Source organism: Microbacterium terrisoli, from assembly GCF_030866805.1.
GTDB lineage: Bacteria > Actinomycetota > Actinomycetes > Actinomycetales > Microbacteriaceae > Microbacterium > Microbacterium terrisoli.
The window spans coordinates 2,634,433-2,653,697 of record NZ_CP133019.1 but is presented as its reverse complement, the minus strand read 5'-3'; the positions used below and the strand labels follow the sequence as shown (position 1 = coordinate 2,653,697).

Below are 19,265 nucleotides of genomic sequence, written 5' to 3'. Positions count from 1 at the left end.
GCGTGGCGTCAGTGCGCGGTGGTGGGCACCCACCCGAGCGCGGGAGCCACGTGCGTCGCGAACGACTCGACGATGTGCAGGTTGAACTCGACGCCCATCTGCGAGGGGATCGTCAGCATCAGGGTGTCGGCTGCCTGGACCGCGGCATCCGCCTTCAACTGCTCGATGAGCACGTCGGGCTCGGCCGCATACGTCTTGCCGAACGTCGAGCGCAGACCGTCGATGTAGCCGACGCCTCCGCCCTCTTGGCTGTGACCGAAGTACATGCGATCCTGGCTGGTCGTGATCGGAAAGACCGAGCGACTGACCGACGTGCGCGGGGTGCCGGGGTGCCCGGCCTCGCGCCACGCGTCATGGAACGCCTGCAGCTGCGAGGCCTGGAGCTCGTCGAACGGCATCCCGAGGTCTTCGGTCAGCAGCGTCGACGACATCAGGTTGACCCCGATCTGACCGGCCCACACCGCGGTGTCGTGGCTGCCCGCGCCCCACCAGATGCGGGAGCGAAGCCCCTCGGAGTACGGCTCGATGCGCTGCCGGCCGGTGCCGCCGCCGAACGGGCTCGAGGAGTCGGCGTCGGCCATGCCCTCACCCGAGATCGCTCGCAGGAACAGGTCGAAGTGCTTGCGGGCGATGTCGGCGCCGCGTGGGTCTTCCGATCCGGTGTAGCCGAACGCCTCGTAGCCGCGCACGACCGATTCGGGTGACCCGCGGCTCACGCCCAGGGCGAGTCTGCCGTCGCTGATGAGGTCGAGTGCCGCGGCTTCTTCGGCCATGTACAGCGGGTTCTCGTAGCGCATGTCGATCACGCCGGTGCCGACCTCGATGCGCTCGGTCGTCGCCGCGATCGCGGCCATCAGCGGCATCGGAGATGAGTGCTGCTTGGCATAGTGGTGCACGCGGAAGTACGTGCCGTTGACGCCGAGCTCGTCCATCGCTCCCGCCAGTTCGATGGCCTGGTGGAGGTTGTCGCGGGCGGTCAGCTCGCGTCCCGCGCCGAGCGGGCCGTAGTGACCGAACGAGAGAGTTCCGAAACGCTGCATGGTGGATGCAACGGTACTCGCGATCTGTGCATTCCAGTGAATGGATGCCGCGTCCCGCGTCGTCGCTACGCTGGAGCGATGCCGCTGCTTGTCGCGTTCTGTGCCGTCCTGCTGCTGAACGTGTACGCGGCGATACTGATCTGGCTGCGCGCTGTGGTGTACCGGGTGCCGCTGTACCGACCGATGCTGGCGAACATCGTGCTGTCGTTCGTACCGGTGCTGGTCGCGCTGGCCGGCATCCTCGGCCTGCTGCTGATCGGCGAGGCCGGCACTGTCGTGAACGCCCCGTCGCTGGTGCGCGTGGTGCTGTGGGCGTACGTGGTGATCGGGACCATCGCGTGGGTGCTGTTCTTTCCCAATGCGATCTACCTGATCACCGAGCTCAACTTCAGCCACCGACGCGAAGACGACCCGGTGCCACTGTGGTTCGACATCATCCAGACGCTCACTCTGACACTGTCGGGCATCGGCAATGCAGTGGTGAGCATGGGGGTGGTCGAGTTCGCCTTCACAGCCGTCTTCCTCGACCCGACCGGGGGCATCCCGGTCTCCAGCTGGGTGTTCGCGGGCGTGGTCATCGTGCTGGGCGCCATCGGCGTCTACTTCGGCCGCTATCTGCGGTTCAACAGCTGGGACGTGCGCCACCCGTTCGGCATGATGCGCAAGCTGCGGGTGCACTTCGCATTGAGGGGCAAGGCGCTGGAGGCGTTCGGCTTCGTGCTCACCCACGCCGTACTGATCGCGCTGGTGTACGTGCCGGCCTACCTGCTCGCCTACGAGGCGCTGCGCGTCGTCTGACGCCGTGAGACGAGGGCGGCGATCACGCGCCAGCCCACGAGGGTGACCAGCAGGAACGCCGCCGCGACGATGATGAACGGCACCGCGGTGCCCTGATCGCCGGCCACGCGCAGCAGCATGCCGCCCACCAGTGTCACCGCCCACACCGGCAGGCCGGTGCGCACGGGGCGGGTGGGGGCGCGCCAGGCCAGTGCGACCGCCCAACCGATGACCAGGGCCGCCAGGAACGGCCATGCCGTGGTGGCGATGCCGGCCAGGCTCAGCGCTTCGCCGTGGCTCGCGCGCCCGACGACGGCGAAGACGATGACGATGACGACGTCTGACACGATCGACCACACGAGGCGACGGGGGGAGTGCATGGAGGTCCTTTCGGCTGGTTCCATCTTGGCAGTCGTACAGAAAGCGCCGTCCGCGGATCGGTAGAATCGCCGGTGACCCCCGAATTCGTGCGCTGTCCGTGCGCACAGCCGTCACCCGCGGGCCACGAGCCCGCACGCGAAGGAGCGCAGTGAACAGTCCGGTCGAGAACGAACGACGTGCCTGGATCGCCCGTGAAGAGCAGGCCGAGAGGCTCATTCCGCTCGTAGGCGGCCTGTACCGCAACCGGGGTGTCGTGACATCCATCCACGGGCGCCGCCTGATCGGGCTGAGCTCCATCGACCTGATCAAGGCGCACAAGTTCGCCCGGCAAGCGGGTGCTGAAGCGCTGAGCCTGGATGCCTCGACCGCCGTGCTCGAAGCGCTGACGGTGCTGCAGCCCGGCCCCGCCTCGCTGGACATCGCCCGTCTGCACGACGGGTACGTCCAACGCGGCGACGGGATGACGCTGGTCGACCACCTGCGCGGTGAGCTCGCCGAGATCCTGGTCATCGACGACGCGGCTCCCGGAACGCCGAAAGACGTCGTGCTCTACGGCTTCGGGCGGATCGGGCGACTGCTGGCGCGTCTGCTCATCTCGCACGCCGGCAGCGAGGCGGGACTGCGGCTGCGCGCGATCGTCGTACGGCAGGGCAGCGACGACGACCTCGAGAAGCGTGCGAGCCTGCTGCGCCGCGACTCGGTGCACGGTCCGTTCGCCGGCACCCTCACGGTCGACCACGAGAGCAACACGATCCTGGCCAACGGCACGCTCATCCAGGTCATCTACTCGAACGACCCGGCCACCGTCGATTACGAGGCATACGGCATCCACGATGCGATCGTCGTCGACAACACCGGCCGTTGGCGCGACCGCGAGGGTCTCGAGCAGCACCTGTCGGCGAAGGGCGTCGCGCGCGTGCTGCTGACCGCGCCGGGCAAGGGCGACGTGAAGAACATCGTGCACGGCATCAACCACGGCGACATCCTGCCGTCCGATCGCGTGCTGTCGGCGGCATCGTGCACCACCAACGCGATCACCCCGGTGCTCGCCGCGCTCGACGAGGCGTACGGCATCGTGCGCGGGCACGTCGAGACCGTGCACTCGTACACCAACGACCAGAACCTGATCGACAACTTCCACAAGGGCAGCCGCCGCGGCCGCTCGGCGGCGCTGAACATGGTGATCACCGAGACGGGAGCCGCCAAGGCCGTGGCCAAGGCGCTGCCGCAGCTGTCGGGCAAGCTCACCGGCAGCGCGATCCGTGTGCCCACCCCGGACGTGTCGCTGGCGATCCTGAACCTGAGGCTGGATCGCCCCGCGCAGCGCGACGAGCTCAACGGCTATCTGCGCGCGGTGTCGCTGCACTCCAAGCTGCGTCAGCAGATCGACTACATCGAGTCGCCCGAGGTCGTCTCGACCGACTTCGTCGGGTCGCACCGCGCCGGCATCGTCGACGGCCTGGCCACGATCGCCGACGGCGAGGACGTCGTCGTCTACGTCTGGTACGACAACGAGTTCGGCTACAGCTGCCAGGTCGTGCGGGTCATCGAGCAGATGGCCGGCACCCACCCGACCGTGCTGCCGCAGCGTCTGGATGTGACCCTGGAGACCGTGCGGGTCTGAAGCCGCACGGCCGGGGAGACAATGGATGTGGCGTCAACAGATCGAGGAGCATCATGAGCGACGACGGCAGCATCACCCGCATTCCGGGTACGGAGACGGCGGTTCTGGCCGGGGGGTGTTTCTGGGGGATGGAGGATCTGGTGCGCCGTCAGCCCGGGGTGCTGCACACGCGGGTCGGGTACACCGGCGGGGTGAATGACCATGCGACGTACCGCAACCATCCCGGTCACGCCGAGTCGTTGGAGATCGTGTTCGACCCGGCGAAGACCACCTACCGGGATCTGCTGGCGTTCTTCTTCCAGATCCATGACCCGTCGACCCTGAACCGGCAGGGCAACGACATCGGCTCCAGCTACCGGTCGGCGATCTTCCCGCTGAGCCCACAGCAGGAGCAGGTCGCCCGGGACACGATCGCCGATGTGGACGCGTCGGGTCTGTGGCCGGGCAAGGCGGTCACCACGATCGAGCCGGCCGGTCCGTTCTGGGAGGCCGAGCCCGAGCACCAGGACTACCTGGAGCGCTACCCGAACGGGTACACCTGCCACTTCCCCCGCGCAGGATGGGTCCTGCCCCGCCGCGAGACCACATCCGCGTCAACCACGGCATGAGCGCCGCGCCGGAGCCGGTGGCGGTGCGCACGCTTGCCGCCGGGGCGGTGGTGCGTGGGGCGCGCCCGGGTGACGAGCAGGGGATTCTGGCGTGCATCCAGGCCCTCGCCGTCTATGAGCGCGAGCCCGATGCCGTGCAGAACACCGCCGAGATGATCGCCGAGACGCTGTTCGGCGATGACCCGCACGCCTTCGCGCACGTCGTGGAGCGCGATGGGCGCATCGTCGGGCTGGCGCTGTGGTTCCTGACGTATTCGACGTGGACCGGGCGACACGGCATCTGGCTGGAGGACCTGTTCGTGTTCGAGTCCGAGCGCGGCAGCGGGTATGGCACGGCGCTGATCTCCGAGCTCGCCGCACTGTGTGTGCAGCGCGGCTACACCCGGCTGGAGTGGACGGTGCTGGATTGGAACGCGCCGTCGATCGCGTTCTACCGGTCGATCGGCGCTGCGCCGATGGACGAGTGGACGACGCAGCGCCTGGACGGTGCGACGCTGGGCGCCCTGGCCGCGCGCGTGCGCTAGCGCCGTCGGCCCGCGGCGTCTTCTGGATGTCGGGGCCAGCCGCTAGCGTCGTGCAGGTGGTGTATGAGCTGACCCGTGACCAGGCGAGACGCATCGTCGTGCGCGCGCAGCTGCTGGACGCCGACCGTCCGGGCGACGTCGTCGAGGTCGCCGAGCAGCTGGCCGTGATCAAGATCGATCCGACCGCGGTGATCGCCCCGTGCGAGCACACCACGCTGTGGGCGCGCATCGGGTGGTCGTATGAGACCGGGCAGCTGCGCAAGGTCGTCGAGCAGGACCGGCTGCTGTTCGAGTTCGACGGCACCTACCGCCCGATGAGCATGCTGCCGCTGATGCGCCCGGCGATGCGCCGATACCCGCGATATCAGCGCGAGAAGGACTGGCTCGAGGCCAATGGGGCCTTCCGCAAGGACGTGATCGCGCGGCTGCGGGCCGAGGGCCCGATGGCTGCCGACGCCATCCCCGACACCGCGCGGGTCGTGCGTGAGTCGGCGGACGGCTGGTACGGCCCGAACCAGGTGCCGCGCATGCTCGAAGCACTCTCGCGCCAGGGAGTGGTGGCCGTGTCGGGCCGGCAGGGCCGGCGTCGGGTGTGGGACGTCGCGGAGCGCGTGTTCCCGCAGGACCTGCCCGAGTACGCCGACGCCGACGCTGAGCGGATGCTGGCCGAGCGGCGCCTGCAGGCAGCTGGCATCACAAAGCAGAACTCGCCCTGGTCGCGGGTGGGCGAGGCGGGCGAACCGGCGCGCATCGAGGGCTCGAAGTGGAAGTGGCGGGTCGATCCCGAGGCGCTGTCACGCGTGGATGACGAGATCGACGGTCGTGTGGCGATCCTGAACCCTTACGACGGCATGCTGTTCGACCGCCCGCGCCTGCGCGAGCTGTTCGAGTTCGACTACGTGCTCGAGCAGTTCAAGCCCAAGGCGCAGCGCGTCTACGGCCACTTCGCCCACCCGATCCTGATGGGCGACCGCTTCGTCGGACTGCTCGACGCTCAGGTCGACAAGAAAGAAGAAGTGCTGCAGGTCAATGCGATCCATGAACTGCTGCCGTTCGAGCCGGAGGAGCACGACATGGTGCGCGCCGAACTGGATGATCTGGCCGAGTGGCTGGGCGTTCCCGTGGCCGGGCAGCGCTGACCGGCCTAGACTTCCGAGTGCCTGTGACCACGGGCCGGAGAGGAACGGCAATGCAACTGGGAATGATCGGCCTCGGCCGGATGGGTGCGAACATCGTGCGGCGACTGCAGCGCGACGGCCACGAATGCGTCGTGTTCGACACGAACAAGGATGCCGTGGCAGCACTGGTCGCCGAGGGCGCCACGGGTGCCGACAGCCTGTCCGATCTCGCCGCGAAGCTGCAGGCTCCGCGTGCGGTCTGGGTCATGGTTCCGGCATCCATCACCGGAAAGGTGGTCGACCAGCTGGCCGACGTCTTCGAGACCGGCGACGCGATCATCGACGGCGGCAACTCCAACTACCGCGACGACGTGCGCCGGGCTGAGGCACTCGACAAGCGCGGAATCGACTACATCGACGCCGGCACGAGCGGCGGGGTGTTCGGTCTGGAGCGCGGGTACTGCCTGATGATCGGGGGGCCGGATGCCGCGGTGCAGCGCCTGGAGCCGATCTTCCGCACGATCGCCCCGGGCGCGGGCGATATCGACCGCACCCCCGGGCGCAGCGGCGACTACGCGCCTGAGGAGCTCGGATACCTCCACTGCGGGCCCAGCGGCGCCGGCCACTTCGTGAAGATGGTGCACAACGGCATCGAATACGGCATCATGGCCGCCCTCGCCGAGGGGCTGAACATCCTCGACAACGCGGATGCCGGAACCCGCGAGGCCGAGCACTCTGCCGAGATCGCGCCGCTCGAAGAGCCCGAGTTCTACAAGTTCACGGTCGACACGCCCAAGGTCGCCGAGCTCTGGCGGCGCGGATCGGTCATCTCGTCGTGGCTGCTGGACCTGACCGCCGCGGCCCTCGAGGAGAACCACGATCTGCACGGGCTGGCCGGGCGCGTGTCGGACTCGGGTGAGGGCCGCTGGACGGTGAAGGCCGCCGTCGACGTGGGTGTTCCCGTCCCGGTGCTGGCTTCGGCGCTGTTCGAGCGCTTCGCCTCACGCGACGAGGACCATTACGCCAACCAGCTGCTCTCGGCGATGCGTCTGCAGTTCGGCGGACACAAAGAGCTTCCCGCCGGCGACGTGCTCGAAGCGGGTGGCCGCAAGGCCGACGCTCACGAGTAGCAGTCCGGCTCAGAGCCCGGTGGCCGCGTGGCCCGCGCGGGAGAGCGCAGCATACGTGTTCGTGCCGTTCTCGAGGAACTCGCGCGCCACCTCGGCCGCCGCGCCGTAGGCGGCGAAGGCGAACGAACCGCCGATCGAGATGCGGGCGACGCCGAGTTCGGCGAGTTCGGCCACGGTGAGGTGTGCGGGCCCGAACAGCACGTTGATCGGTCGGTCCACGCTTTCGATGACGGAGCGGATGTCGGCGGCTCCCGACAGTCCCGGGGCGTACAGCACGTCGGCGCCTGCCTCTTGATATGCCTGCAGCCGGGCGATCACGTCACCGAGATCGCGCAGTCCGTGCAGGTAGTTCTCGGCGCGGCCCGTGAGCACGAATGCGGGGTTCACCTCGTGGGCGGCCTCGGCGGCGATGCGCACGCGGTCGGCGGCTTCGGCGATCTCGAACAGCGGCTTCTCGTCGGCGCCGGTCGCATCCTCGATGGATCCTCCGGCAAGGCCCGCAGCGACCGCCTGACGATATACGTCGGCGAGGGCGGCGGCATCCTCCTCGAAACCGTGCTCGAGATCGGCGGTGACCGGCAGACTCGTCGCCTGCACGATCATCTCGATGCCCTCGAAGACGCCGTCACGGGTGATGGCCCCGTCGGGCAGGCCGTGCGAGAGGGCGAAGCCGTTGCTCGTGGTGGCCAGCGCCTGAAATCCCAGGCGCTCGAACACGAGGGCAGAGCCGGCGTCCCACGGGTTGGGCAGCAGCAGCGGGCCCGGTCCGTCGTGCAGGGCACGGAATCGTGCGGCGGTCTCGAGGTCAGGCATCTGTTGCTCCTTCGATCGGAGTTCTCACGCTAGTCGCGTCGAGGGTGCGTAGGCTCGAGGGGATGCCGGAAGGAGAACCCATGGCGCGCATCCTCATCCTCGGCGGTCACGGCAAGGTCGCTCGGCTCCTGGAGCCCCTGCTGGTCGCCCGCGAAGACACGGTGACCGCCGTGATCCGCAATCCCGAGCACGAAGCCGACGTCGCCGCCACCGGCGCACAGGTGCTCGTCGCCGACATCGAGCTGCTCGAGGTCGATCAGCTGGAGAACATCATCGCCGGCAACGACGCGGTCGTCTTCTCGGCCGGCGCCGGCGGGGGCGATCCTGCGCGCACGCGCGCTGTCGATCGCGACGCCGCGATCCGGTCGATGGATGCTGCGGCCGCAGCCGGGGTGACGCGCTACGTGATGGTGTCGTACTTTGGTGCGCGCCTCGACCACGGCGTCAGTGAAGACAACCCGTTCTTCGCCTACGCCGAAGCCAAAGCGGCTGCCGACGCCCACCTGCGGGCGAGCGGGCTGGCGTACACGATCGTCGCGCCCAGCAGCCTGACCCTCGATGAGCCCACCGGACGCATCGACGCGCAGGCCGCGGCATCCGGATCCATCGCGCGCGCCGACGTGGCCGCAGTGATCGCCGCCGTGCTCTCCGATGACACGACGATCGGCCGCACGATCGCCTTCAACAGCGGCCACACCCCGATCGCCGAGGCCGTGCGGGGCTGAGCGCCGCCGACGGGTAGGGCTTATTCGGCTGAGCGCGCGCGTCGTCTCTGGACACCCACCGCGGCGCCGATCAGTGCGCTCGCCGTCGCCAGCAGCACGACCGCGCCGACGATCAGCGCGATCGACCGGAGCGCCACGGGGGAGGATGGGACCATGGTCGAGATCTCGGACGACGACTTCGAGCGCATGGTGTCGGAGGTGTTCGACGCTCTCCCCGACGACATGGTCCGCGGACTCGAGAACGTCGGGATCGTCATCGAGAACCAGCCCGCGGGGCAGCGGCCGCGGCTCTACGGGCTGTATCGAGGGCATCCGCTGACGAACCGCGGGGTCTATGGATTCGGGGAGCTGCCCGACCGCATCACGTTGTACAAGAACAACATGCAGGAGCGCAGCGCCGACCTCGATGCGCTGCGCACGCGGGTGCGCATCACGCTCGTGCACGAGATCGGCCATTTCTTCGGCCTTGACGATGCCCGACTGCATGAGCTCGGCTGGGCTTAGGGCTCGCGTCCGGCGCACGCTACTCGAAGGGGCGTTTGCGAAGCTCTTTGATCCCCGTGCGACGTTTCTTCGCTTTCAGGCGACGTTCTTCGGCACCTCGAGTCGTCGTCGTCGAGCGACGCGTCGGGGGAGGCGGTCGCAACGCATCGGCGACCATCGACGCGAGGCGGACACGAGCGGCGTCTCGATTGTGCAGCTGTGCGCGGTGCTCGGATGCTGTGATCGTCAGAACCCCGTCCACGAGGCGACCGCTCAGTCGATCGAGGATTCGGTCACGCTGCAGCTGCGAGAGGACGTTCGAACCTGCCGCATCCCACGCGAGTTCCACGCGAGAGTCAGCAGTGTTCACACCTTGGCCCCCGGGGCCGGAAGACCGGGAGAACCGCCACGACAACTCGGACTCAGGGATGGTCAGTCCGGGCATGACTCGTACCCCGGGACGATGGGCGGCAGGCATACACCCATCATGCCCGGGGTATCTGACGCGCGCTTGCTCAACGTCTGGGACGCGAAGTAACCCCTCGACGCTCCCGATCGACTCGGGCATCGGTCGACAAGGGGGTGGCCAATTCGCAGATCCGGGTGTACACCGGCATCCATCTTCTGCACCCATCAGCCTGGAGGTCATCATGGACACATCGCACGCAGGCCAGGTCGTCGTCGTCACGGGCGCGAGCGGCGGCATCGGACGCGCCACCGCGCAGGCGTTCGGTGCCCGGGGAGCGCAGGTAGCGCTGCTGGCTCGAGGCGACGCGGGACTTTCGGCGGCTGTGCGTGACGTCGAAGCCGCCGGCGGGACGGGGCTGGCCATCCCGACCGACATGTCGTCGCCCGAGCAGGTCGAGGCGGCCGCCGCGGCGGCCGAGCAGACGTTCGGACCGATCGACGTGTGGGTGAACGTGGCGTTCACCTCGGTGTTCGCGGAGTTCACCGACATCACGCCCGCTGAATACCGGCGCGTGACCGAGGTGAACTATCTCGGGTACGTGTATGCCACGATGGCCGCGCTGAAGCGGATGCTGCCGCGTGATCGGGGCACCATCGTGCAGGTCGGCTCCGCTCTCGCATACCGGGGCATCCCGCTGCAGACCGCATACTGTGGGTCAAAGCATGCCATCCAGGGGTTCCATGAATCGCTGCGCTGCGAGCTGCGGCACAACAAGAGTCATGTCCATGTCACGATGCCGCAGATGCCTGCGGTGAACACGCCGCAGTTCGACTGGGTGATCAATCGGCTGCCGAAGCCGGCTCAGCCGGTGCCGCCGATCTACCAGACCGATCTGGCCGCGCGGGCGGTGCTGTACGCCGCCGATCATCCACGTCGGCGCGAGTACTGGGTCGGCGGGAGCACCGCGATGACGCTGGCGGTCAACGCGTTCGCGCCGGGGCTGATGGATCGCTATCTTGCCCGGACCGGATACTCGTCTCAGCAGGTCGACCGGCCGGTGCCGGAGGACCGGCCCACGAACCTGTGGGAGCCTGCCGACGGTGCGGGCGGGCGCGACTACGGCGCGCACGGCAGCTTCGACGATCGGGCGGTCACCCGCAGCGGCCAAGTGTGGGCGTCGCAGCATCACGGTCTGCTCGGCAGCGTCGGCGCCGCTGTGGTCGTCGGCGCTCTGACCCTGTGGCGGACGGGGCGGCGCTGATGCTGCGAGGCGAGGTCGTCCGCGTGGTGTGGGGCGTGTGGCAGTTGTGTGCCGCCGCACCGATTGCGCGCGCCGAGCTGGGCGGAGAGCCCGACGCCCTCACCACCTGGGCCCTGCGAATCCTGGGTGCTCGTCAGATCGTGCAGGGCATCGTGCTCAGCCGCACAGGCTCTCGCCTCGCGCATCGTCTCGGCGGCGCGGTCGACCTCGTCCACGCGACGAGCATGGTCGTCGTCGCCGTCGCCAGTCGTCGGCGCCGGGCAGCGGCCGTCATCGACGGCGGCACCGCACTGTGCTTCGCCGGTGTCGAACTGCGCGGGTGAATTGAAGGGATGCCGCACCCGGGTGCGGCCGGCAGAGAGGGGCAGGGGCATGGGCACCAGCTCGAGCACACAGTCGAAGGGACCGGTGCGCAGCCTCGTCGCGGCCCGCCTGGACAGATTGCCATGGTCTGCGTTCCACTGGTCGGTCATCTTCGGTCTGGGGACGGCCTGGATCCTGGACGGCCTCGAGATCCAGATCGTCGCGACCGCCGGGTATGCGCACGACCTGAACATGAACTCGGTGCAGGTCGGCTTCACCGGAACCGTCTACCTCATCGGCGAAGTCGTCGGCGCGCTGTACTTCGGTCGACTCTCCGACAAGCTCGGGCGCAGAAGGCTCTTCATCCTGACGCTCGCGATCTACCTGGTCGGCAGCGGCATTGCCGGGTTGTCGTTCTCGATGTGGTTCCTGTGGATCTTCCGCTTCATCGCGGGGCTGGGTATCGGCGGCGAATACACCGCCATCAATTCCGCGATCGACGAGCTGATCCCGTCCAAGTACCGGGGGCGGGTGGATCTCGCCGTGAACGGTACGTATTGGTTCGGCGGCGGGCTCGGCGCATTCGCGAACCTCTTCCTGCTCGCCGACGAGGGTTTCGCCAACGCGTGGGGCTGGCGGATCGCATTCTTCATCGGACCGGTGCTGGGGCTGATCATCATCTATCTGCGCCGACACATCCCCGAGAGTCCGCGCTGGCTGATGACCCATGGACGTGAGGATGAAGCGGAGGCGACGGTGTCCGAGATCGAGGACGACATCGTCTCCGACGGCTTCGAACTCCCAGAGGTCGACGAGGAACTCGCGCTGGAGGTGGTCGCGCACGAGAACACTCCATTCCGAGAGGTCGCGCACACCTTCCTGCGCAAGTATCCGCGGCGGACGTTCCTCGGCCTGAGCATGATGATCACCCAGTCGTTCCTCTACAACGCGATCTTCTTCACGTACGCGATCGTGCTGCAGCAGTTCTACGGCATCTCTGCGGCCAACATCGCGTTCTATTTCTTCCCGTTCGCGCTGGGAAACCTCGCCGGCCCGCTCGTGCTGGGACCGCTGTTCGACACGGTCGGGCGCCGGAAGATGATCTTCGGCACGTATGCTCTGGCCGGGATCGTCCTCGGTGTCTCGGGTGCGCTGTTCCAGGCCGGTCTGCTCAACGCCATCACGCAGACGGCGTTCTGGTGCGTGGCGTTCTTCTTCGCCGTTGGACAGATCACCGGCGCGCTCGCGCCCACCCTGTACGGTGCGCTGATCGGCCGGGTCGCAGCGCGGACCGCTGGCATTCGGCTACTACCTCGGGGCGGGTGTGATGATCGTCGGCGGAGTGATCGCGCTGATCTTCGGCGTCGACGCCGAAAGGCGATCGTTGGAGTCGATCACCGATCCGTTGTCGAAGGTCGAAGCGCGCGCAGACGGGACGAGCGGCACGGGTCGCGGCAAAGCCGATGGGTGATCATGCGGTGAGCAGAATGGAGGGGTCAACATGGCATACGTGATCGCCGCGGTGAGCGCGTCGAGCGGGTCTCCACAGGCACTGATCGCCGCCGCAGCCGAGGCACAGGCGCGAGGCGCGGAACTGATCGCTCTGCAGGCGTGGCGGCCCCCGCGGCCACCGGCAGCGCCACGCGGTCGCCCGCCCAGCGTGTCGCGGGACCCAGATGCGGAGTTCGCCGCGGCCGAACGCGCATTGCGGGCACACGTTTCCGCCATTCTCGGCACGGGCGCAGCTGTGACATGCCGGGTGGTGCGCGGTGCGCCGAGCTCGGTGCTGCTTGCCGAGTCGGCGGGTGCCGAGCTGCTGGTGCTGGACGCACCGCGTACGCGCGAGAGCATGAGGTCGCCGGTGCTTGCGCATCGGCTGATCTACGCCGCGTCGTGCCCCATCCTGATCTTGCCTCCGACGGCCCCACCAGCGGGCGCATAGCGTTGCGGCCTCGTGCGGGGCCACCTGCGATCAGGCACTGGTAGTGTCCGAGCACAGCGATGCGACGAACGCCGGGCGGGTGCGCGCGCACAGCCGCGCGGGAGGTGCGTCGGCGGAGCTCTGTTCGGCCTCGACGACCCGCAGAAGGTCCTCTTCAGAAAGGAGACCAGGAACCGGCGGGCTCAGGAACGCGTTTGGTTGGCTGCCTGCGGACTCCGCCCGCCGATCGCCGCCATCTTCGCGCACAGAGCGCTCATCTCGCCTCGGCATCTCGCTCCCTCAGCTCGTCGATCATCTTCTCGACGGCGGCCCCCCGTTTGGTGTGCCGTCCAGCGATCCCCTCGAACTCGGCGATCCGGACCCGTGGGACGAGGTTGCGGACCGCTCCAGCGATTTCGTCGGCCAGGCCATCGTGGTCGGGTCGCACAAGCAGGTCGAACAGCGTCTGGGCCGGGGTGGTGACCATCCCGTCGCCCAGTGCTGTGCGCTCCACGACGAGGTCCAGCCGGCCGAGGTCTCGTGGGATGAACCGAACGATCCCGCCCCGATCGAGCGTCGCCGGCGCGTATCCGCCTCGCGGCACGGCGACCTGAGCGACGCCGATGGCGCGGGGAATCGCGGCCCAGTGGCGTGCAGCGCTCACCCCCATCAGGGCGGCTTGGCGTGCTCCGAATCGTGCGGTGGCGATGGCAAGCGCTGCGGCTTCGAGGGGAGGCTTCCAGGTACGCCCGTCCCTACCGTCAGGAGGCGCGGCGTATACCCCGTGAACGATCTTCGTGAGCGCACCTTGCTCCGTCAGCCGACCGACTGCTCGCCAGGTATTGGTCCCAAGGTTCTTGAGGTCGCGCAGGCGCACGGTGTGCAGGGGGGCACGTGCGATCGCGCGGACGATATCGATGTCGTCAGCCATCGCTGCCCCTTTCGTTTATTGCAAATATACCTCAGACGTATATCTGCGATAAGTGTTTCGAGTCTGTGGCCGATAGTACCGCCCGGCCGTCCGCACGAGGAGGCTGAAAGACAGAGTCGCGGATCCGGGTCTCGGCGGGCGCCCACACTGTGAGCGTGACCGGCGTTCACACGTCGCGTACGTCGCTCTTACGGGTGGTCTCCGCGTAGCACCTGTCTCTTGCTCAGTGCCTGTCGACTGAGGCCTGACCACGTCGACAGCATGTTCCACGAGACGTCGCTTGATCGAGCGCTGTGATCAGGCAATCGCGCTCGCCGAGCAAGGTATGTTCGGCGGTGTAGCTTCTCGAGTTGGCGGGAGATGTCCCGCAGTCGATGCAGTCCCTCAGCCGAGGACGCACCTGTGTTCCTCGAGCGGTCGGAGTCCAGCGGCGACTACCTCTGGCTCGCGTGGCTGACGCTGCTCGGCACCGCAGTTTCCGGGTGTTCGCACCACTGTGTCCTGATGCGGAGCCGAGCGCAAGTCCACGCTGCAGAGCTCGCCCCTGGCGTGTGCGCCTGTGAGCTCACAGGCTGGCGAGGGTGGCTCGCGCGTCGGCGGTGAGCAGGTACAGCGTGTGGCTCTGGCCCGGGAACCGGGTGAACCCGAACCGCCCAGTAGGTTCTGTCGCCGCCGTAAACATCAGCCCGCCAGTCTGCTGCCCCCATCTTGCGCTGTTCTAGTGGGCTTCCATCACTCGCGTCTCAACATGTCTCTGATGACGAGCACCCCAACCATCGCTACGACAGTTCCCGGGACGAGTTGCATCCCATCGCGCAGCTGCCTAATCCAGCGAGACTGCGTTGACGGCCTGAAGTCGGGTGACCAGGGATCGGCAGCGAGCTGCTCAGCGAACCACGAGGTATCAATCTCGTGATGACCCCACCGAACGACATGAACGGCAATGTCTGCGCCAATCTCAACCTGGGCTTTCCGACTGGTGGCGTCCCGAAGGTGTTGTAGGCGGCGGGCAACCCACACGCCGACCGCTTGGTCCGCGAAAGGGAGCTCGGCGGTCAGCCTCGGGAGTAGGAGTGCATATTCCAGTTCATTAGGAGCCCACCATCCAACGATCGGTGCCCGCGCCGCTGCACGAGTCGCGTTCTCGAGCGCGTCAAGCACTCGTCCAACAATCTGGGCGCGGCGAGCTTCACCCGTCTCCCGACGTCGGCGTCGGAACTCGAGCAACGCCAAGACGAGTGTGACCGTCAGCGTCGCGGCGGTAGTGGCAAATGCGATGAGCGCTGGTTCCATCGGCCGCAGGCTACCGGTGCGTCGCGCGATCGCACGGCGGCATGCCGCTATCGGGCTCGACATGTGTGCCCGAGGCTAAGGCTGGCCACCACTTGTCTGAAACCCGCTAAGGTCAGTCGCCTCGACTGGTCACCGGCCAGTTGACGATCGGAATTGAGCGACGCCGGGTCTCTCGAAGAGTCTGGCCTCATAGCGCCGTTTCGACGCCAACTGTGCCAGTACGTGTGCCACCGGCTCTTCGCAAGGCCCGCGATCCCGGTGTTTTCGATGGAGAACAATGGCGGAGGATGGGGGATTCGAACCCCCGAGGGCTTGCACCCAACACGCTTTCCAAGCGTGCGCCATAGGCCACTAGGCGAATCCTCCGGGTGGCCCCGGAGGGCCGCAGACAATCCTACCGGGTCACGGCTGATGCTCCGTCCCGCGCATAGACGCTGCCCGGTCGCACGACCAGCGAGCGCGGGAACAGCAGGGCGCGTCCCCGGCGCCCGCCGGGCACCGACAGGTAAAGTCCGTTGCGCACCGCGCGGACCGCGCGTTCCAGCGACTCGTCACCGGGCGGTGCGCCGCCCGGTGCGTAGGCGGCCGCCTCGACGGCGTGGACGAGCACAGAGGTCTCGGCCGACGGCGCATCGTGCTCGTGCACCAGCCGGGCAGCGAACGCACGCGGCGACTCGGTCACCGGAACGGCGATGCCCACGTCGATCGCGGCGTCGCGCACGCTGGACCACGCCGCAAGTGCATCGCCGCCGCGGGCCGCGGCATCCTGCCGGCGACGGCGCACGATGCCCAGCAGCATCGGAACCAGCAGCAGCACGACGACCACGCCGGTGCCCACGCCCCACGGCAGCAGGTTCACGCCCGCGTTCGCGTCAGAGCGACCGTCGTCGGCACCCACGGCACCCGCGTCGGGGCGCTGAGACGCCTGCTGTGTCGCGCTGGGCTCGCTGGACGGCTTCGTGGTCGGCGTCACGTCGTTCCCGCTGCCGGCCGCCTCGGGAAGGAAGGATGTCGGGTCTCCGAGGCTCTTGGTCGGTTCGAAGGGCACCCATCCGATCCCCGCGAAGTACACCTCGGGCCAGGAGTGCAGCTGCGAGCTGGACACGGTGTACACGGGCGAGGATGCCTCGGGGATCGACGTCGTCTCGGCGGTGCCGGGCAGGTAGCCGACCACGACGCGCGACGACATTCCCAGCACCCGGGCCATGATCGCGAAAGCCGAGGCGAAGTGGACGCAATACCCTTCGCGAACGCGCAGGAAGTCCGCGACGCTGGACACGCCCGACGCGTCGAATCCCTGCTTGGCGGGAGCCGACAGCGAGTACTCGAACGAGGGCCCGCGGAACCACGCCTGCAAGGCGGTCAACGCGTCGTAATCGTTGGTCGTGCCCTTGGTCACCTCGTGCGCGTCTTCTGAGATGATCTGCGGCACGACCACCGGCAGCCCGATCGTGTCGACGTCGCCCACATGCGCGGTCGATGCGCGGATCTGCTCAAGCGTGGGGTCGGGGACCTCTGTGGTGACGGTGTACTCCTCGCCCGAGGCGGTCGACAGCGTGCCGTCGCTGATGACCGTGCGGTTCGCGCCCATCACGTTCCAGCCTTCGGGTGCGCCGGTGACCGATACGGCGGGGAACGGAACGGGCAGGTACTGCGCACGGAGCTTGTCGATGCGAATGGTCGTGGTCACCTTCTCCACGGCGATGCCGCGCTCGGCCGTCTCGGGCCCGAAGCCGGCGGGGTCGGAGATCGGCGTGGTCGGCCGGATGTCGGGCTGCCACACCGCGTCGTCGAACGACGAGAGCGATGCCACCCGCAGATACGGCGCCGACGACGCCGACGTGCGCAGCGTCAGCACCGTGACCGGGTCGGGGCGGCGCAGGTCTCTGCCCAGGTCGAGTGACGCGTTGATCGTGCTGCCGCCGGGGCCGAACGCGGCCCGTGCGACGGGTTCGGGCAGCAGCGGCGTGGCGGCCACGGCGACCAGGACGGCGACCAGACCGATCGAGACGGCGATCGCCGACGTGCTGCTGGGTGCGACGGGTGCGGCATGGGGAGGTTGGTAGCGCGTGCGCGTCTCGACCCGCAGCAGGAACAGGATCGCCACCGCCAGCAGCACGAAGGCGAGCACATCGAACGGTGCCGGCACGGCGAGAGAGGGGATCAGTGAGACCGCGACCAGCGCGACCGCCGCAGCCAGCGGCATCCGGGCGGTGACCGCGACGTGGTCGACCACGATCGCCACGAGCCCCGCAGCCGTCACCAGGCAGAATGCGACCTCGGGGCTCGCCGCCAGCGGAGCGAATCCGACCTGGATCTGATGCAGCGCCGCGGTGATCTTGTCGGGGACGGCGGCAAAGGCGTGCAATGTCGGAATCACGAACACGATCGCCAGGTCGCGCAGGAAGATGGCCGTGGTCATCGCGATCCACAGGGCGAGCTCGATGACGGCAACCAGCACCGCCGGCAGCCGATACCAGCGGGCGATGAAACCGGCGGCGAACACGGCGCCGGTGATCACTGCCACCCCGGCCATCCACGCACCGGGCACGATCACCCCCACCAGCGGAACCATCGCGGCGAGCACCCCCACCCAGGCAGCCAGCGACAGCGACAGCTGCGCCGTCGCGTGCTGCCGTTCTCGCCGGGCAGGGGAAGTGCGTTCAGAAGAGGCCACGGGCTGCTCCCGGGGAGAGGTCGGCGCGCGAGACCTGCATCCACGCGTCACGCAGGTCGGCACCGGGGGCGATGGATGCCGCGAACCACCCGGTTGCCGTCGCCCGCTCGATCGCGTCGCCCTGCGGGTGCGTGGCCAGCAGCACCGGATGCACGCTGTGGGAGGGCAGAGCGGCCATCGTGTCGACATCGGCGGGCGTGAGGCCACCGGTGATCAGCACCAGGGGACCGGTCGTGGACCCCGACCACAGCCGCGCGATCGTGCCCAGGTCGGCGGCGCCGTGCGCGGTGAGGGTCGCGAAGCGGGCGACCATCGTGGTCACCGCCGCCTGCTCGCCGCCGGGCAGCGGCTCGCTCAGGGGCGTGCCGTCCACGTCGGTCACCTGGACGGTGTAGCCGTCGCGCACCAACGCGTTCGCCGCTGACACACACGCGTCGACGGCCGCTTCGAACTGAGCGTCACGGCCCGGCTCGGCCACGGCATCCTGACTCCACCGCGCCGTCGCGCGGTCCAGGACGACCGTCGCCTCGGGCGTGGACTCCTGCTCCTCCTGGCGCACCATGAGGGTGTCGCGGTGGGCAGTGGCGCGCCAGTGGATGCGGCGCATCGCATCGCCGGGCTCATAGGGGCGTGCGACGAGGTTGTCGGTGCCCTGCCCGAGCCGCGTGGTCGTGGCCTGCAGCACGCCGCCGGTCGCGCCGGCGAACGCCGTCAGCGGCGGCAGATCGACGCATTCGGGGGTGACGATCACCCGCGTGGTCTCGCCGATCTCGGCAGGGTGGCGTGCGATGCCGAACGGGTCGCGGATCGTGAGCTCGAGCGGGCCCAGCCAGTGCACGCCGCGACGGTTCGCCTGCAGGTCGTAGACCAGGTCGACGGCGCGATCGCCGCCGCGAAGACCCGACCCGACCGCGGGGAAGCGGCCGTCGGAGCGGCCCTCCAGGCCCTCCGGCACGCTGTCCTGCCAGGTGCCCGGTGTGGTCGGCAGAGCCGTGCGCACACTGACGTGCACTGTCACGCGCATCGTCGAGCCGGTGGCCGCGACCCCGGGCGAGGTCGTGCGCGACACGCGCACGTCGCGTCGCGTGATGTGCAGCGCGATCAGACTGACCGCGACCAGGGCGAGGAGGAACACGCCGAACCCGAGCAGCTGCACCGAGCCCAGCTGCGCGGACGCGATGAACAGGGCCAGGGCGAGGATCGCCGCGGCGGTGCCTCGGGCGGTGAGCGGCCATGCGCGTCGCATG

20 protein-coding genes and 1 tRNA gene are annotated in these 19,265 nt (G+C 68.5%); 12 read left to right on the top strand and 9 right to left on the bottom strand.

Annotated elements, in window-relative coordinates:
• Positions 1-8: 8 nt before the first annotated feature.
• Positions 9-1,040 carry an LLM class flavin-dependent oxidoreductase gene (locus QU603_RS11970; protein ID WP_308491610.1) on the bottom strand — a complete coding sequence of 344 codons (1,032 nt, stop codon included), beginning with the start codon at positions 1,038-1,040 and terminating at the stop codon, positions 9-11.
• Between the two features lie 78 nt (positions 1,041-1,118).
• Between QU603_RS11970 and QU603_RS11965 the strand changes: the two genes are divergently transcribed.
• Positions 1,119-1,838, top strand: coding sequence for a DUF1361 domain-containing protein (locus QU603_RS11965; RefSeq protein WP_308491609.1), 720 nt, complete (start codon positions 1,119-1,121; stop codon positions 1,836-1,838).
• Here QU603_RS11965 and QU603_RS11960 read toward each other — a convergent pair.
• A complete protein-coding gene (locus QU603_RS11960; protein ID WP_308491608.1) occupies positions 1,814-2,197 on the bottom strand; it encodes a DUF3054 domain-containing protein in 384 nt (127 codons plus the stop codon). The two genes, QU603_RS11965 and QU603_RS11960, sit on opposite strands and share 25 nt — an antisense overlap.
• Before the next feature lie 149 nt (positions 2,198-2,346).
• On the opposite strand from QU603_RS11960, the gene QU603_RS11955 reads away from it, so the two are divergent.
• Genes QU603_RS11955 through gnd form a run of 5 tightly spaced genes read left to right on the top strand, consistent with a single transcriptional unit; the run spans position 2,347 to position 7,202 of the window.
• Positions 2,347-3,822 (top strand): glyceraldehyde-3-phosphate dehydrogenase, encoded by a 1,476-nt coding sequence (locus QU603_RS11955; RefSeq protein WP_308491607.1) that lies wholly within the window; start codon positions 2,347-2,349, stop codon positions 3,820-3,822.
• 53 nt (positions 3,823-3,875) lie between these two features.
• Positions 3,876-4,430 (top strand): peptide-methionine (S)-S-oxide reductase MsrA, encoded by a 555-nt coding sequence (msrA, locus tag QU603_RS11950; RefSeq protein ID WP_308491606.1) that lies wholly within the window; start codon positions 3,876-3,878, stop codon positions 4,428-4,430.
• Positions 4,427-4,954 carry a GNAT family N-acetyltransferase gene (locus tag QU603_RS11945; protein ID WP_308491605.1) on the top strand — a complete coding sequence of 176 codons (528 nt, stop codon included), beginning with the start codon at positions 4,427-4,429 and terminating at the stop codon, positions 4,952-4,954. The genes msrA and QU603_RS11945 overlap by 4 nt, the downstream gene beginning before the upstream one ends.
• Before the next feature lie 56 nt (positions 4,955-5,010).
• Positions 5,011-6,093 carry a DNA glycosylase AlkZ-like family protein gene (locus QU603_RS11940; RefSeq protein WP_308491604.1) on the top strand — a complete coding sequence of 361 codons (1,083 nt, stop codon included), beginning with the start codon at positions 5,011-5,013 and terminating at the stop codon, positions 6,091-6,093.
• A gap of 50 nt (positions 6,094-6,143) precedes the next feature.
• Positions 6,144-7,202, top strand: a complete 1,059-nt coding sequence (gnd, locus tag QU603_RS11935; protein WP_308491603.1) for a phosphogluconate dehydrogenase (NAD(+)-dependent, decarboxylating) — start codon at positions 6,144-6,146, stop codon at positions 7,200-7,202.
• Positions 7,203-7,211: 9 nt separating this feature from the next.
• On the opposite strand, the gene QU603_RS11930 is transcribed toward gnd, so the two are convergent.
• Entirely contained in the window at positions 7,212-8,015 is an 804-nt protein-coding gene (locus QU603_RS11930) for an isocitrate lyase/PEP mutase family protein (RefSeq protein WP_308491602.1), read from the bottom strand.
• Positions 8,016-8,095: 80 nt separating this feature from the next.
• Here QU603_RS11930 and QU603_RS11925 point away from each other — a divergent pair, with 80 nt between their 5' ends.
• A complete protein-coding gene (locus QU603_RS11925; RefSeq protein WP_308491601.1) occupies positions 8,096-8,740 on the top strand; it encodes an NAD(P)H-binding protein in 645 nt (214 codons plus the stop codon).
• Positions 8,741-8,760: 20 nt separating this feature from the next.
• Here QU603_RS11925 and QU603_RS11920 read toward each other — a convergent pair whose 3' ends face one another.
• Positions 8,761-8,895 (bottom strand): hypothetical protein, encoded by a 135-nt coding sequence (locus QU603_RS11920; RefSeq protein ID WP_308491600.1) that lies wholly within the window; start codon positions 8,893-8,895, stop codon positions 8,761-8,763.
• On the opposite strand from QU603_RS11920, the gene QU603_RS11915 reads away from it, so the two are divergent.
• Positions 8,894-9,244, top strand: coding sequence for a metallopeptidase family protein (locus QU603_RS11915; RefSeq protein ID WP_308491599.1), 351 nt, complete (start codon positions 8,894-8,896; stop codon positions 9,242-9,244). The genes QU603_RS11920 and QU603_RS11915 overlap by 2 nt on opposite strands.
• Positions 9,245-9,263: 19 nt before the next feature.
• Here QU603_RS11915 and arfB read toward each other — a convergent pair whose 3' ends face one another.
• Positions 9,264-9,701, bottom strand: a complete 438-nt coding sequence (gene arfB, locus QU603_RS11910; RefSeq protein ID WP_308491598.1) for an alternative ribosome rescue aminoacyl-tRNA hydrolase ArfB — start codon at positions 9,699-9,701, stop codon at positions 9,264-9,266.
• Between the two features lie 172 nt (positions 9,702-9,873).
• Between arfB and QU603_RS11905 the strand changes: the two genes are divergently transcribed.
• From QU603_RS11905 to QU603_RS16440, 4 genes are read left to right on the top strand one after another with little or no spacing between them, the layout of a single operon-like run.
• A complete protein-coding gene (locus tag QU603_RS11905; RefSeq protein WP_308491597.1) occupies positions 9,874-10,893 on the top strand; it encodes an SDR family oxidoreductase in 1,020 nt (339 codons plus the stop codon).
• Positions 10,893-11,216 carry a hypothetical protein gene (locus tag QU603_RS11900; protein WP_308491596.1) on the top strand — a complete coding sequence of 108 codons (324 nt, stop codon included), beginning with the start codon at positions 10,893-10,895 and terminating at the stop codon, positions 11,214-11,216. The genes QU603_RS11905 and QU603_RS11900 overlap by 1 nt, the downstream gene beginning before the upstream one ends.
• 49 nt (positions 11,217-11,265) lie before the next feature.
• Positions 11,266-12,678 (top strand): MFS transporter, encoded by a 1,413-nt coding sequence (locus QU603_RS11895; RefSeq protein ID WP_308491595.1) that lies wholly within the window; start codon positions 11,266-11,268, stop codon positions 12,676-12,678.
• Between the two features lie 19 nt (positions 12,679-12,697).
• Positions 12,698-13,138, top strand: coding sequence for a universal stress protein (locus QU603_RS16440; RefSeq protein WP_369698780.1), 441 nt, complete (start codon positions 12,698-12,700; stop codon positions 13,136-13,138).
• A 253-nt stretch (positions 13,139-13,391) separates the two neighbouring features.
• Here QU603_RS16440 and QU603_RS11890 read toward each other — a convergent pair whose 3' ends face one another.
• From QU603_RS11890 to QU603_RS11875, 4 genes are all read right to left on the bottom strand, one after another.
• A complete protein-coding gene (locus tag QU603_RS11890) occupies positions 13,392-14,048 on the bottom strand; it encodes a hypothetical protein (RefSeq protein WP_308491594.1) in 657 nt (218 codons plus the stop codon).
• A 1,571-nt stretch (positions 14,049-15,619) separates the two neighbouring features.
• A tRNA-Ser gene (locus QU603_RS11885) sits at positions 15,620-15,707 on the bottom strand.
• Positions 15,708-15,735: 28 nt separating this feature from the next.
• On the bottom strand, positions 15,736-18,018 hold the full coding sequence (locus QU603_RS11880; protein ID WP_308491593.1) for a transglutaminase TgpA family protein: 2,283 nt from the start codon (positions 18,016-18,018) through the stop codon (positions 15,736-15,738).
• Entirely contained in the window at positions 18,005-19,264 is a 1,260-nt protein-coding gene (locus QU603_RS11875; RefSeq protein WP_308491592.1) for a DUF58 domain-containing protein, read from the bottom strand. The genes QU603_RS11880 and QU603_RS11875 overlap by 14 nt, the downstream gene beginning before the upstream one ends.
• Between the last annotated feature and the right edge of the window lies 1 nt (position 19,265).